The sequence below is a fragment of the Nocardia wallacei genome (genome assembly GCF_029868745.1).
GTDB lineage: Bacteria > Actinomycetota > Actinomycetes > Mycobacteriales > Mycobacteriaceae > Nocardia > Nocardia wallacei_B.
The window spans coordinates 43,112-56,178 of the sequence record NZ_JARWOP010000300.1; the positions used below are offsets into that span (position 1 = coordinate 43,112).

Below are 13,067 nucleotides of genomic sequence, written 5' to 3' on the forward strand. Positions count from 1 at the left end.
TCCTCAGCAGTTTGTCGCCGGTGTCGGGCCCGGCAGCAACATTAGGGTGTGCAGACCCAGCTGGGTGATCGCATCCGGCAAGGTCATTGTGCTGGGTAGCTGCGCCAGATACGTTGTCCACCAGTGGCGATCGCGCTTCCAGGCGTCGGTGTAGGCGATGCAGAGGGCGGGATTGATCTCGTCGTGCGCAGTGATCGCTTCCTGCACTGCGGCGTGGGCCGCGACATCGTTCTGGCCGTGCGGGTTGCGCTCTTCGAGCTTTTCGAGCAGCTCGTGCAAGAAGTTGTATTTGGCCGATAGAAAGGACCGCCAGAAGGTTCGATCCGCGTGGCCTGGCGCGATCCCGTGGCGGATACCGCTGTGCAGTCCTTGGGCGATCACCTCTCCGAATTCCTGGTGTGCGGCTTTTTTGGGATCATCGAAGGGCTGGTATTCGGCGTGTACGGCGCTTCCGGTCAGCGCCAGCCTGGGAAAAGAGTCATCGTCGAGAAGATACAACCAGTCGTCATTGTAGATTTCGGGAAAGAATGCAGGCCGCCGCTTGGGGGCGGTCATCAGGACACCGCCGGCCAGGAACGAGTCCGGTATTTGCCCGACTCGTTTGCATGCATGCCCGACCACCGACAGATCAGGGAATCCATGAACAGCCAATCCGGATACTGCGTACCCGTCGAGCAGGTCGGACGCGGTCTGAATGTGACCGGGGTCGTCGATCCTCACATCATCATCCAGGAAGAAAACCCTTTCCCATCCAACCAGGTGAGCGAGCACGATTCCCGTATTACGTTTCGCGCTGACTTCGACGGAGTGCCAGAGTGGCGTGCGGGAGAGCAGTTCAGCAGTGTCAAAAACCTCGGGGTGCGGTGGACAGACGTCTGCGGCGAAGTCGATCGCCACCACCGGGACACGGCAATGAGCAGCTTGATCGACAACGTCGCGTGAGCTGATTTGCTTGCTGCAAATGACTACGAGCGTGCACCCGAGAGATTCCGCTAATCTGACATGGTGTGGCGTGCAATCGGCAGGGCGTGCTGAAGGGACCACGAGGGCGTCTACGCCGGGTTTGCAACGCAACGCTGACGGGTGGATTTCTACCATGCCGTGAAGTCCGCTATACGATGTCCACCGGCGGGACCCCAAAGGCTCGCGACTGCGAGGCCTCAAGCAGCGTGGTCGAACTGGTGTCCTGGTCGGCTACGCTGGCGATTACCTGGTGGGGGGTGGCCGCGATGGCCTCCCAGGCATGCCCGGCGAACTCGAACAAAGTGGCGATGATCACGAGGGACCTCCTGGAGGGTGGACTTGACGAGTGGCCCGGTTCGATCGGACAGCCCGTTGCAGAGCAGGATATTGGCTGATCCCAAGTACGCATCCTCATGGGTGGGAAGGTAACTACTCGCGTCACGTGGAAAATCTTCCATGCCTGGGTTGGCGGGCGGAGCCTATCGAAGATTGCGTGCTCAATCGCACTGAAGGTGGCTCGCGAACGTGGTGGTATGGGTTGTCGTTGCGAAGCGGGTGTGCGAATTTGATGTCGTTGACGTGCGAGAGCCTTACCGAGATCGTCGTTTTCGGCGCACATTGCGACGACATCGCCATCGGTGCCGGCGGCACCTTGCTGATGTTGGCTGGTGCGAATCCCGGACTGCTGGTCAGGTGCTTGATCTTGTCAGGCCGGGGATCGGAGCGCGAGCTTGAGGAACGGCGTGCGTTGAGCGCATTCTGCCCCGGGGCGCGGATCGACATCACCGTATGCGACATCACTGACGGCAGCGCACCGGCCGAGTGGGCGCGAATCAAACAGACGCTGCGGGATCTTCGCCGCCGTAGCGAACCCCAGCTCATTCTGGCACCGAACCGAGAAGATGCCCACCATGACCACCGACTGCTGGCCGACCTGATAACCACGGAGTTCCGCGACCATTTGGTACTCCGGTACGAGATAGTCAAATGGGAAACTGATACTCCGCGCCCCACAGTTTTTCACCCGCTGACACCGGCTATAGCGGCCGCCAAGGCTCGGATGCTCGTCGAGCACTACCCTTCGCAACGGCATCGGCACTGGTTCGATGAGCGCACCTTCCTCGGCTTGGCGCGTATCCGCGGCGTCCAATGCGGGACAGAATTCGCCGAGGGATTCCTTATCGACAAGGCAAAGATCGACTTCCGTGGACGAACAGACGGAAATCGGGAACCCCCCGCCACTTCCTAGTGGGTCGCTTCTGAATTAGTTGGACAGTATTGGTGTCTGTACGCCCCCAACGAGGTTGGCAACTTCTGCTTCGATGTCACGCTGAGCTACCGTTCGGCTGGAACGGCCGCGCCGTGTTCCGGAAGCGAAATGACATGAATCGTATTATATTTATGTCATGGACTCTGCTCGGAATCGTTCTGGCGCTGCGCAATTCGCTCGACGGGTGGATGCGGCGGCGGATCTACTGGAAGCGGGTGTCGCGGTGGCCGACGCGGCCCAGGGCGCTGGCGGCGGATTTCGGGTGCTCACCGCGGCAGGCTCGCCGTGGTGTCGGGACGGCCGGTCGTTCCGGAGCGGGCGGTGGTGTTCACCGTCAAATTACCTGTGGCGCTCGCGGATCGGGTGCGTGAGCGAGCACGGGAGTCGGGTGGCACGGTCTCCGCCCTGGTCGCGCGGGCATTGACCGAGTTCCTGGCGAGAGGCCCCAGACCGCCCCGCCGCAGGTGAAGGAATTCACACCTCTGCTGCGGCTCGCGTTCGGGTCGCGGCCGCCGCTGCGGTTCGAGTTCTGGCGGGAGGAGTGCTTGCAGGTGCGCGAGCATCACCCGCGCAAGCGGGTCGGTGTCTCGTCGATGCCGCCGGTCGACGCGGATGCACCGAAGGTGGTGTGGGCGTTGGACTTCCAGTTCGACTCCACTGTCGACGGCAAGGCGGTGAAGATCGCGTCGATGATCGACGAACACACCCGCGAGTCGTTGTTGCACCTGGTGGAACGCTCCATCACCGCCGAGCGGCTCGTCGCCGAGCTGGCGAAGGTGTTCACCGCACGCGGCGGGCCACCGCGAGTGCTGCGCATGGACAACGGACCGGAGATGATTTCCCAAGCGCTGCAACAGTTCTGCGGTGATCGGGTGGGGATCGTCTACATCCCGCCGGGAACGCCGTGGAACAACGGGTACGTCGAATCGTTCAACCGGCGGCTACGCGCAGAGTGCCTGAACCGCAACCACTGGACGAGCCTGCTCGAGGGCCCGGGTGGTGATCGGCGATTTCCCGGAGTTCGCCGGCAGGCGCGTGGTCGTCACCGGAGGCACCCGTGGCATCGGCGCGGCGATGGTCGCTCGCCTGTCTACCGCCGGTGCCCGCGTGGTTACCTCAGGTCGTCGTGTGACCTCCGACATACCGGATGGCGTCGAACTTGTCGTCGCCGATGTCAGCACTCCCGAAGGTGTACAAGAACTGTCTTCGAAAGCACTCGAGATCCTGGGCGGGCTGGACGTTCTGGTGAACAACGTGGGCGGTTCCACTCTTCACCTCGAAGGACCGCTGGAGATCTCGGATGAGGAGTGGGTCCGGTCTCTGGACACCAACTTTCTGTCGGCCGTACGTATGGACCGTGCCTTGCTCCCGGCATTGACGCAATCGCGCGGCGTGATCATCGAGATCTCCGCGCTCGCGGTCCGCGCGCCCCAACCCGTCATGTTGGACTACGCGGCAGCGAAGGCAGCATTGTCGGCCTATGCTAAAGGATTGGCGCAGGCTGTGGGACCGCAAGGTGTTCGCGTCAACACCGTCTTGCCCGGTTTCATCGACACGCCCGCAGCGCGCGCTCATGCGGGAATCGTCGCCGAGCGGACCGGGGCGGAGGTCGACTCCACCTTCGCCGGCATGGGTGGTTCCACGCCGTTGGGAGCGCCTGGTCGGCCTCAAGATGTGGCCGAGATGGTCGCTTTCCTCGCATCCGACCGTGCTACCTGGATCACCGGTGCGGCTTTCGTCGTTGACGGTGGCAGGCTGGAGGCACTTTGATCTGACCACCACCTCGGGATGGACACATCCATCGAGACTCTGTGATCGCTTATTGCACCGGCTTCATCAGATTCCAGTGCGGTACCGGGATCGGTCGAATGGCCCGGCTTTTGATGTAGCGGTTCGCCATTCAGATTTTGCTCCGCTTCGTCCGAGCGTCCAGGTCTCGTTGATGATGTCCGGCTGCTTGAACCGTTTTTCGGTGCGTTGACTGCGGACGAAGATCGTGCTGCCGAACGCGGAACGCGTCGCCGAAGTGGCTGGCCGGTTCCGGGGCGCCCGCGTCTTCGACTACCACGACCAGTACAGCCGCCCGGTCGTCAACCGGTGTCTGAGCACGAGGTGGCACCGATGCTCCGGTACCTGAACGCCGCACTTGTCATCACCGGCGGCCGCGGCTTCGACGTCGATCTGTTCGACGCGGATAGCGCACCGGACGTGCCTGCGGCGTTACATACCGATGGCTCGTGGATCTGGCACGCGTCGGTGCCGCACTACCTGGCCAAGTACGGCGTGCCGCCGGAGTTGGACTTCGCCGCGCATATCCGTGCCAACGAGTTCACTCTGCCACAGCTGGACAACGACAACAAGAACGCTGCTTACACCGTGTTCACCGGCGAGATCCCGAATTCGCTGCAGGTTCAACCCGATATGTGCGGCCCGACAGACAACGACTGGTGGTTTGCGTCTTATGTTCCAGCAACTCGACTCCAACGGAACCCTGGTGAATGTAAGCCACCGGCGCAGTGAGCTGAAAGGTTCACATCGCTGGCCGAGTACCGGTCTCCCAGATCGGAGTCGACTGCACCCGCGACAGACGCCATCCATCTGGGGTACGTTTCGCTTCGAGGCGGTAGACCTCTCCGATCGTGAGCTGCGGAGCCGGAGCAACAGGGCTGGGAGAGATGCCAGCAGGGGCGAAGTACGCGATTGCATTCAGCCGGACGCCTGCCTGGTCACCGTTCAATTCGATATCTATGTTCGACATAATGTGCTGGATCCGGTACATGTCCGAGTGAATTTTGATGGCCTGCGCGATCATTGCGTCGCGGCCTGCCTGTTGCCCACCAGGCGTCGTGGTCGTTGCGTCCGCGGCGAGGATAGAGTGCAGCTCATCGAAGCGTTTTTCATCGAAGGCGGCCCCGAGTCGGTAGACAAGCGTCGTTATCTGCTCTCGATCGGCCGCCTCCTGGACCTGTCGGCGTGTCGAGTCATCTGCCGGGTCGGTGGCGGAGCACGCCACGGTCAGTGCCAGCGGTAAGGCGATCATGGCGATGGTACGGAGAACGTTCATCAGCTTCCTTCTGAGCGACACCGGGCCTGAGCCCATTCGTTGGATGGTCCAACGTTGGAGTCGCCACGCTACCATCATATTGTTGGAAGGTCCAACAATATGCTAGGTTGGCGTCATGGACATCGGGGAATACGAAGCCGTACCGTCCCGTCTGCGTGCGATGCCGAGCCGGCTGGTGAACCTGGCAGCCATCTCCGCGAACCGACTGACCGATCAAGCCCTGCACGGCACCGGCTCTCGCCGCTATCACTACGCACTACTTGCAGCGTTGGACGAGTTCGGGCCTTCGAGTCAGGCCGACTTGGGGCGTTGCACGCGCATCGATCGTAGCGAGATCGTGGAGACCGTCAACGACCTGGTCGGGCATGCGTTCGTGAAACGCAAACCTGATCCCGCGGACCGCCGACGCAATATCGTCTCCATCACCGCAGCCGGAGTCCGCCATCTCCAGAAACTCGATATCCTACTGGAGCAGGCCCAGGCACAATTCTTGACCTCACTGTCTGCCGGTGAACGAAAAGTGCTTGTGCGACTACTCACCCGGGTAGTTGAGGGTAGCCACAGTTCCGCCGAGACCGTCAGCAAGTGAAGTAGACGCCGTGTGTTGATGCGCGGTTTGACGGTCGGCACATAGACACGATGATCCATCCCCTCCGAGGAGACGGAAATGGTAAACGTCTGGCACACCGGCGCAGATCTACCCGGCTATCGACAACGCTGGCGATCACGCTCATTGCCACAGCGAGCTGGGTGCTGTGTACGGCACCGCAGTGGGAAATCCCGGTGTAGCCGCCACATATCTCAGCACGTGGACCCGAGCCCACGAGCTTGACCGATATCGCGGCCGTGGACCTGTTCGGGCTTCCGGTCAGAATTCCACAGATCGCCACACCCGGGCAGGATCGGACAGCCAGTCCGATTCACTTCACCGGTTCATTGGAAAATGGACATACGACCCATCAAACCTTAACGCCGTCAACATTATCGCCCCATTCCGATGGCAAACCGGATCGGCGAGTCTCATAGGAGGATCCGGTGCCACGATGACTGCCCAAACCGACGGCGGCTGCACTTGGACATTGCAAACAGATGGCAACACCGCAGAACTTGCGCCGCCTATTCAAAAATGCCGAGACCAGACGTTGGATTTCTGATCGATAACCAGCGATGACGCACATCAGCTATCGATTCTGTCCGGCGTATACCTACGCGGAATAGAATTCACGCTGAATATCGGATTGCTGACGAAATCATGACCACCACCCAATGGCAGGACAGCGAGTAAGTGAGATCCATGAGAATCGCAGTAGCTGGAGCAAATGGTCGCACGGGCACGCATGTCGTTATCCAAGCCTTGGCACGAGGCCATGAAGTGACCGCACTGGCACGACGACCCGACACCGTCACCCACTACGATCCGCAGCTGCGTGTGACCGCCGCCGATGTTCTAGAACGCGAGTCCCTGGCCGGACCATTGACCGGTGTAGACGCTGTGGTGTCAGCGTTGGGAATTGCCACCTCTCGCCAACCAACCGTCGTCTACTCGCAAGGAATTGCCAACATCCTAGATGTCATGCATGACAACGGAATCTGCGTATTATCCGCTATTTCCGCTATTCCGGCTGCACCCCGAGGTGACCAGCCTTCCCTGCAACGCCACATCGTCATGCCGATTCTGGACCGCTTCTTCGGCGCCACATACGACGACATGCGCCGCATGGAAAGCGCGCTGGCTAAGAGTGAGGTCGACTGGGTGACACTTCGCCCTCCGCGTTTGCTGGATAGGCCAGCTTCGGGAAGCTACCGCATCAGCTCTCATCCTATCATCGGAGCTCGTAGTCTCACCTTACCCGATTTGGCAACAGCACTGCTCGACACCCTGAATCGCGCTGACCTTTATCGCAAAGCGCTATACGTCGCCAGCTGATATCAGGAATACGCCCCGCGCACTGTCCAGGAAAGCGTCACTGACATTCGCTTTTCGCCGCCCGCCGATATGGCGCAAACGTTCGGCGACGGTTCGGATTGATTAGCGTTAGGCCCGGCGACGTGGAATCGAACCCAAGGATGTCCAGCGCGGCCAAATGCCTCACCTACCCGGCTCTATGACAGCGCACACCGCCTTCGACGCGGCCGTCCGGCTCGTCGCAGACGAGCGTGGCCACCCGCCGCTCACGTTCGCCTGTACCAGCGGAACTGATTCCCGTTCCGTACCGCCGACGTCGCCAAAACCTTCGGGGGGACCACCGTCCACGGGCTCTGGCGGCGCGGGCAAAAGCGCGCCGCCGGCAATCATCAGAGCGCTATGTGCATGCTGCGCATCCGGGCCATTAGTGTCGTTGCCCGCGCAGGAACCGACAGGGATCGAGCTGCGAACCCGCGACGATTGAAAACCCGACGTACCGTTGGAAACGCCGCGACAACAACGCCTCCAGGGGGTCTGCCATGCCCAGTTGGGAAGAGCTGTACAACGAGCTCATCGCAAAGGCCAAGCGACTCGGCCACGAGCCCGCCCCCGCCCGCCTGCGCGTGCTACGTGAAGAACTCGACCACATCGATCACCAGATCCGTCACGAAGTACCCGTCGGCGAGCGACGCTACGAACTGGCTCTGCTGAGCCAGGAAGCCGATACCTTCCTCACCGCCGCCGAATCCCGCGTTCAGATCGCCCGCAACGTCGCCCGCGCCCAGCGCGAACGCGAAGCCCACGACGCGGCGCACCCGAACATCCTGAGCCCACGCAGTGCGCTCGCAGACTGGACCCTCGACCCGATCGCCCGGGCCGAACGCAACCACCGCGAGGGCAGCGAGCGCGACCACTGACCGCCGAAATCCCATGCGCGATCGGCCATCCGTGTCGTTGCCCGCGGGGATAATGCTCGGGCATGGGGTACGAGACACCACGCACGTACGGGGGCCGCTCGCACAAGATCGGCGGCCGGTCGGTAGGACCGACGACCCGGTTCACCGATCGCCGCCGCGCGGGGCGTCCGGGGCGCTACCGGTCCATGCACGTCCACGGCATCCGCAACGCCTCGCCCATGCCGATCCTGTGGGTCGGTGCGGCGGTCCTCGGCGGCGCCGCTCTCCTGCTGGCCGTGCTGACTGTCGTCCTCGCACTCACTTCCGGCCCGCCGGCGGCCGACACCCGGCCGGCCGAGTCCTCGACCGTCGCGCCCGCGCCCGTCCGGCAAGCCCCGCCGGTCGCGCCGGCACCGTGCTACCCGTTCCAGCCGTGCTGATCACCTAGACCGGGGCGGGCTATTCGCTGTCGACCGGAACGAGATCCTGGACGCGCATCGAGAACGGGCACCGGCCTGGCACGTCCGCCTCGGCAGACTGGATGAGCACGTGGGCGTCGTCCTCGATCTCGACGACCTCGAACACCGACACGCCCCGCTCGCCGATTCGCACCCGCTGCCCAATTTCCAGCATGTGTCAACAATAGCGGCGCGAGCACCATATCCTCGAACATGCGTACGAATGCGAGAGTGTGCCGCGCGCCGAGGGCACCGAGCCGCAGCTGCTCGACCCGGACGGCGGCGGGCACCGATCAACGGCGGGCTGACACCACGCCTGATCAGCGTTTATCCAGCGAAAGTGACACCAAAGTGACACCTGGACGCCCTGGTCAACCGACCAGAAGCCCCTGACCAGCGGAAAGACCTAGTCCTTCTTCATCAGCTCGTAGATGAGGAAATCGCACACGATACTTGCCATGGTCTCGCACGAGCCTCCACCGTTCGAGCGGGTCAATCCGAAGACACTGGAACACAAACCAATCCAGCTCACTCCAGGGTGACGAATGTACGGAAATCACCCCGACACCGCACAGAACCACCGTCACAGGCACTTTGTGCTCGACGGCTCGCCTAGTTGCGGCCGGCCCCTTCCCTAACCGGACACCAGCCACGCCAAGCTCAACTCGCCTTGTTGTACGCCGCCACCACATCCGCCTGAATACGACCCCGGCTCGACACGTTGTAACCATTCCTACGAGCCCAATCCCGGATCGCCGCGGTCTGCTCACGATCCGTCGAGGAACGAGCCACCACCTGGCTGCTCTTACCCCTCGGGATACGACCGACCTTCCGCGCCGGCCCGGTCCACTGAGCGAAGACCTCACGCATCTTTCCGGCATTCTTCACCGACAGATCGATCTCGTACTCCACACCGTCAAGCGCGAACCGAACCGTCTCCTCCGCCTTCGACTTACCGTCGTAGTCGTCCACCAACTCGACGATGACCTTCTTCGCCATTCAACCCGCCTTCTTCCGTGAGAAATACTAGAACAAACAACCTTAAACCGCTCAGGAAACAACAATCAATTCGACAAGCAGCTACGACACAGACACGCTCACCTAACTCCTCCTGGATCTAGGCTGTCCCACTCGCCGCCCGCGCGCTTCTCGACACATGCCGGACAGCTCCGACGCCGACCAATCCGGTCACCGGCCGCCGTCGTCACCACTGTCGAGCCTCACCGCAACATGGTCGAACAACAGACGCGATGATCCGCAAGACGATATTCCGACAGCACCGACACAATCACCCGGCAAAGATGCTAGCGGCCACTCATGCCTGCCCACGCGCCAGTGCACGAAGACAGAGACCGATCGACACACAGCCACGCCACCAACCGCAAGCCAAATACCCGCACGATCATCGCACCCACCTCAACGTGCGACACGCCCGGCGACACGCCGAAGATTGGTCGCAGCGATACCCCAGCGGCAACCGTCCCAGGCGCATAATCCCAGGCCCGACCCCCGATTCCCAGGCCGTCTACAGGCCGTCACAGGTCCGCCAGCGACACCTACCAACACCCACCAACACCCTGAAACCGCAGGTCACGACGAAACACGTGCGGAGGAGGCGGGGTCAAAAGTACAGTATCCATATGCGCTCCATCTGGAAGGGGTCGATTGCATTCGGCCTGGTGAATGTCCCGGTGAAGGTGTATACCGCCACCGAGGACCATGACATCAGGTTTCATCAGGTGCATGCCAAGGATGGGGGGCGGATCAAATACGACCGGGTGTGCACGGTGTGTGGGGAGTCGGTGCAGTACGCCGATATCGATAAGGCGTACGAGTCCCCGGAGGGGGACAAGGTCGTGCTCACCGATGAGGATTTCGCGAAACTCCCGGTGGCGGAGAAGCACGAGATTCCGGTGTTGCAGTTCGTGCCGTCGGAGCAGATCGATCCGATTCTGTTCGACAAGAGCTATTACCTGGAGCCGGACTCGAACACGCCGAAAGCCTATGTGCTGCTGGCCAAGACGCTGGACCAGGTCGATCGGGTAGCGCTGGTGCATTTCACGCTGCGCCAGAAGACCCGGCTGGCCGCGCTGCGTGTGCGCGACGGTGTGCTGGTGCTGCAGACGCTGCTGTGGCCGGACGAGGTGCGCTCGGTCGATTTCGAATCGCTCGACGGGGCTGGCGAGCCGCGCAAGCAGGAGATCTCGATGGCCGAAACGCTGGTCGAGAGCATGTCCGATGATTTCGAACCGGATCTGTACACCGACGAATATCAGATCGAGCTGAAGCGGATGCTCGACGAGGCCATCGCGTCGGGGTCGAACAAGGTGATCCGGCCCGAGGAGCCCGCGCCGCAGGAAATGGATGCCGAGGTCGTGGATCTGGTGGCGGCGTTGCAGCGCAGCCTCGAGGCGACCGGTCGCCGGTCCGGCACGAAGTCGGAATCGGGCAATAAGGCCGCCGAGAAGAAGCCGGCGAAGAAGGCCGCCAAGAAAGCCGCGCCCAAGGCGGCCGCCAAGACGGCGCGGAAATCCACCAAGCAGTCGACCCGAAAAGGCGCCTGAGCGGCGTGCCGGACACGGCCATCGTTCCGATGGGGCTCGGGCACCTGCGTGAGGTGCTGGACCTGGGGGCCGAGGTGTTCGACACCGAGGCCAAGCCGTACACCTCGTGGTCGCTGACGTCGGTGGCCGAGCACCTCGACAGTCCGGACGGCTCGTGCTGGGTGGCGCTGGATTCCGATCGGGTGGTCGGTTTCGTGCTCGGCTCCATGGAGTTCGAGTTGCGCGACGATTGGGCGTATCTGGAGTGGATCGCCGTCGCGCCCGACATGCAGGGCCGCGGTATCGCCGGGCGGCTGGTGGAGGTCTGCTGCGCGACGCTGTTCGAGCGCGGCGCGCGGCGCATCGTCACCGATGTCGAATCCGGCAACGCGGCGTCGGCGACCATGATGACGCGGCACGGCTTCGCCGACACCACCACGGTCACCCTGTTCGTGCGCCCGAACCCGGACGAGCCGGACCCCGCCCTCGCCGACGCCACCCCGGGCCTGTCCCCCGCCACCAAACGCACATTCGCCCGCACGGGGCGGCTGCGCCGCTGATTTCTGTCGGTGGCTGCCCGTACGGTGATCGGCATGACACAGACCGATGCGACGATGGCCGCCATCTCCGAGGCGGTTACCCTTGGGCGGCAAGGTGATTCGGCTACGGCTCGGGAGCGGTTGACGGCCCTGTGGGAGTCGATCGGCGCCGATAGCGACCCGTTGCACCGCTGCACCCTCGCGCATTATCTGGCCGACCTCTGCGAGCACGCCGCCGAATCCCTGACCTGGGATGTCCGCGCCCTCGACGCCGCCGACTCGCTCACCGACGAGCGCACCCAGCAGCACCACGCGTCGTTGAGCGTGCGCGGGTTCTATCCGTCGCTGCACCTCAACCTGGCCGACAACTATCGTCGGCTGGGCGCCTTCGAGGCCGCCCACCGACATCTCGCGGCCGCCGAGGCCCGCACCGAGGTGCTGGCCGACGACGGCTACGGCGCCGGAGTGCGCGGGGGAATCGACAACGTGCGCCGGGCGCTCGCCGAGGGCTCCACCGAACGCCTTCCGACACACTGATTTTCGCTCCACGCGGCGCTTCGGTCCACAGCGTCTCCAGCCCGTGCCGCATTACCTCCACAGCAACCCGACCCGTCATCCGGCCCGCTCCCGGGCTCCGGTGCGGCGGGCCGTGATACGCCACGCGGGACGGCGGGCGCCCGCACCGAGCCGTTTACCCCAACTGGAGCCGAAGGCCGTGACCTCGTCCGGCGTGGCCGGGTGGATGTCCGTGACCGAAAGATCGTGCCTCGCATAGGAGTCCGCCAATGCAGACAGAGCATCCGGGCCGGAGATCGCGGGTAGGCCCGCCAGGCCGTCGCGCTCCACGACCGACAGCAGGATGTCCAGTGCCGCATCGGGTTTCATCAAGCGGGCCACTCCGTCGAGGACGGCCGGGTCGGCCGTCAGCAGACCGCGCAGGAGTGAACCCCACGGAAAGAGCACGGTCACCTCGTCGGCCACGCCGTCCAGTTCGGGCGGCGGGTTCTCCACGGCCGCGGCGACGAATACCGCGTTCGGCAAACCCTGCCGGGAGCGTGCCGCCCTGCGGGACGATTCGGCCATTCCGGCCGCGTGGGCATCGATACCGATCACCAGCAGGTCGGGGTCGGCCGCCGCGGCGGCCAGTACCGCCCGGCCGTCGCCGGTGCCCATGTCGATCCGCACCGCCCGGTGGCGGGCGATCAGCTGTTCGGCTTAACCGATGTCCACGTCCTGGATTCGCTTGCCACATACGATTCGCATGCCGACACGCTAGCCACACCGGACCCGGCCGCGCATCCGATTTTCCGGCCCGCGGACGACGACCGGCCCGGCCGGGCGAGAGAGGGACACGCCCGTAGGCCGCGCCCGCCAGCGCCGGGTACCAGGGGAGGCTGGCCCACGAAAAGAGGCCCGGCCGCGGGGGCG

The 13,067-nt window shown here is 63.3% G+C and carries 17 protein-coding genes and 1 pseudogene; 12 read left to right on the forward strand and 6 right to left on the reverse strand.

All coding sequences use genetic code 11. The features are described from left to right. Positions 1–3: 3 nt before the first annotated feature. Both QH470_RS27785 and QH470_RS27790 read right to left on the reverse strand, forming a co-directional pair. Complete coding sequence (locus tag QH470_RS27785) at positions 4–900, reverse strand: hypothetical protein (protein ID WP_280275308.1); 897 nt, start codon at positions 898–900, stop codon at positions 4–6. 211 nt (positions 901–1,111) lie between these two features. Continuing rightward, positions 1,112–1,279, reverse strand: a complete 168-nt coding sequence (locus QH470_RS27790; protein ID WP_280275309.1) for a hypothetical protein — start codon at positions 1,277–1,279, stop codon at positions 1,112–1,114. A 249-nt stretch (positions 1,280–1,528) separates the two neighbouring features. Here QH470_RS27790 and QH470_RS27795 point away from each other — a divergent pair, with 249 nt between their 5' ends. From QH470_RS27795 to QH470_RS27815, 5 genes and pseudogenes are all read left to right on the forward strand, one after another. Continuing rightward, positions 1,529–2,212, forward strand: a complete 684-nt coding sequence (locus QH470_RS27795) for a PIG-L deacetylase family protein (RefSeq protein WP_425302793.1) — start codon at positions 1,529–1,531, stop codon at positions 2,210–2,212. A gap of 309 nt (positions 2,213–2,521) precedes the next feature. Beyond that, positions 2,522–2,701, forward strand: coding sequence for a ribbon-helix-helix protein, CopG family (locus QH470_RS27800; protein WP_280275310.1), 180 nt, complete (start codon positions 2,522–2,524; stop codon positions 2,699–2,701). A 125-nt stretch (positions 2,702–2,826) separates the two neighbouring features. Beyond that, a pseudogene (locus tag QH470_RS38330) lies at positions 2,827–3,207 on the forward strand (DDE-type integrase/transposase/recombinase); the annotation flags it as partial. Between the two features lie 25 nt (positions 3,208–3,232). Further along, positions 3,233–4,003 carry an oxidoreductase gene (locus QH470_RS27810; protein WP_280275312.1) on the forward strand — a complete coding sequence of 257 codons (771 nt, stop codon included), beginning with the start codon at positions 3,233–3,235 and terminating at the stop codon, positions 4,001–4,003. Positions 4,004–4,354: 351 nt separating this feature from the next. Next, entirely contained in the window at positions 4,355–4,753 is a 399-nt protein-coding gene (locus QH470_RS27815) for a hypothetical protein (protein WP_280275313.1), read from the forward strand. Positions 4,754–4,763: 10 nt separating this feature from the next. On the opposite strand, the gene QH470_RS27820 is transcribed toward QH470_RS27815, so the two are convergent. Further along, positions 4,764–5,297, reverse strand: a complete 534-nt coding sequence (locus tag QH470_RS27820; protein ID WP_280275314.1) for a nuclear transport factor 2 family protein — start codon at positions 5,295–5,297, stop codon at positions 4,764–4,766. Positions 5,298–5,412: 115 nt separating this feature from the next. Here QH470_RS27820 and QH470_RS27825 point away from each other — a divergent pair, with 115 nt between their 5' ends. The 4 genes from QH470_RS27825 (at position 5,413) to QH470_RS27840 (ending at position 8,539) form a co-directional block, all read left to right on the forward strand. Next, positions 5,413–5,886: a MarR family winged helix-turn-helix transcriptional regulator gene (locus QH470_RS27825; RefSeq protein WP_280275315.1), complete on the forward strand. Its 474-nt coding sequence runs from the start codon at positions 5,413–5,415 to the stop codon at positions 5,884–5,886. Positions 5,887–6,591: 705 nt separating this feature from the next. Next, positions 6,592–7,224 (forward strand): NAD(P)-dependent oxidoreductase, encoded by a 633-nt coding sequence (locus QH470_RS27830; RefSeq protein WP_280275316.1) that lies wholly within the window; start codon positions 6,592–6,594, stop codon positions 7,222–7,224. Positions 7,225–7,742: 518 nt separating this feature from the next. Beyond that, positions 7,743–8,120 (forward strand): hypothetical protein, encoded by a 378-nt coding sequence (locus QH470_RS27835; protein WP_280275317.1) that lies wholly within the window; start codon positions 7,743–7,745, stop codon positions 8,118–8,120. A gap of 62 nt (positions 8,121–8,182) precedes the next feature. After that, positions 8,183–8,539 carry a hypothetical protein gene (locus QH470_RS27840; protein WP_280275318.1) on the forward strand — a complete coding sequence of 119 codons (357 nt, stop codon included), beginning with the start codon at positions 8,183–8,185 and terminating at the stop codon, positions 8,537–8,539. 19 nt (positions 8,540–8,558) lie between these two features. On the opposite strand, the gene QH470_RS27845 is transcribed toward QH470_RS27840, so the two are convergent. Together QH470_RS27845 and QH470_RS27850 are read right to left on the reverse strand one after the other, a co-directional pair. Further along, a complete protein-coding gene (locus QH470_RS27845; RefSeq protein WP_280275319.1) occupies positions 8,559–8,732 on the reverse strand; it encodes a hypothetical protein in 174 nt (57 codons plus the stop codon). Between the two features lie 485 nt (positions 8,733–9,217). Beyond that, positions 9,218–9,556 carry a histone-like nucleoid-structuring protein Lsr2 gene (locus QH470_RS27850; protein ID WP_280275320.1) on the reverse strand — a complete coding sequence of 113 codons (339 nt, stop codon included), beginning with the start codon at positions 9,554–9,556 and terminating at the stop codon, positions 9,218–9,220. Positions 9,557–10,197: 641 nt separating this feature from the next. Here QH470_RS27850 and ku point away from each other — a divergent pair. Genes ku through QH470_RS27865 form a run of 3 tightly spaced genes read left to right on the forward strand, consistent with a single transcriptional unit; the run spans position 10,198 to position 12,176 of the window. Beyond that, positions 10,198–11,121: a non-homologous end joining protein Ku gene (ku, locus tag QH470_RS27855; protein ID WP_280275321.1), complete on the forward strand. Its 924-nt coding sequence runs from the start codon at positions 10,198–10,200 to the stop codon at positions 11,119–11,121. Positions 11,122–11,126: 5 nt separating this feature from the next. Next, positions 11,127–11,660: a GNAT family N-acetyltransferase gene (locus QH470_RS27860; RefSeq protein WP_280275322.1), complete on the forward strand. Its 534-nt coding sequence runs from the start codon at positions 11,127–11,129 to the stop codon at positions 11,658–11,660. Positions 11,661–11,693: 33 nt separating this feature from the next. Further along, positions 11,694–12,176, forward strand: coding sequence for a hypothetical protein (locus tag QH470_RS27865; protein WP_280275323.1), 483 nt, complete (start codon positions 11,694–11,696; stop codon positions 12,174–12,176). A gap of 75 nt (positions 12,177–12,251) precedes the next feature. Here the strand turns inward: QH470_RS27865 and warA are convergent, their stop codons facing one another. Then, positions 12,252–12,845, reverse strand: a complete 594-nt coding sequence (warA, locus tag QH470_RS27870; protein WP_425302794.1) for a 16S rRNA (adenine(1408)-N(1))-methyltransferase WarA — start codon at positions 12,843–12,845, stop codon at positions 12,252–12,254. Between the last annotated feature and the right edge of the window lie 222 nt (positions 12,846–13,067).

Coding starts and splice junctions, on each gene's coding strand:
- QH470_RS27850 (WP_280275320.1), bottom strand. CDS start 9,556: ATGGCGAAGAAGGTCATCGTCGAGTTGGTGGACGACTACGACGGTAAG.
- QH470_RS27845 (WP_280275319.1), bottom strand. CDS start 8,732: ATGCTGGAAATTGGGCAGCGGGTGCGAATCGGCGAGCGGGGCGTGTCG.
- ku (WP_280275321.1), top strand. CDS start 10,198: ATGCGCTCCATCTGGAAGGGGTCGATTGCATTCGGCCTGGTGAATGTC.
- QH470_RS27820 (WP_280275314.1), bottom strand. CDS start 5,297: ATGAACGTTCTCCGTACCATCGCCATGATCGCCTTACCGCTGGCACTG.
- QH470_RS27815 (WP_280275313.1), top strand. CDS start 4,355: ATGCTCCGGTACCTGAACGCCGCACTTGTCATCACCGGCGGCCGCGGC.
- QH470_RS27835 (WP_280275317.1), top strand. CDS start 7,743: ATGCCCAGTTGGGAAGAGCTGTACAACGAGCTCATCGCAAAGGCCAAG.
- QH470_RS27865 (WP_280275323.1), top strand. CDS start 11,694: ATGACACAGACCGATGCGACGATGGCCGCCATCTCCGAGGCGGTTACC.
- QH470_RS27830 (WP_280275316.1), top strand. CDS start 6,592: ATGAGAATCGCAGTAGCTGGAGCAAATGGTCGCACGGGCACGCATGTC.
- QH470_RS27825 (WP_280275315.1), top strand. CDS start 5,413: ATGGACATCGGGGAATACGAAGCCGTACCGTCCCGTCTGCGTGCGATG.
- QH470_RS27840 (WP_280275318.1), top strand. CDS start 8,183: ATGGGGTACGAGACACCACGCACGTACGGGGGCCGCTCGCACAAGATC.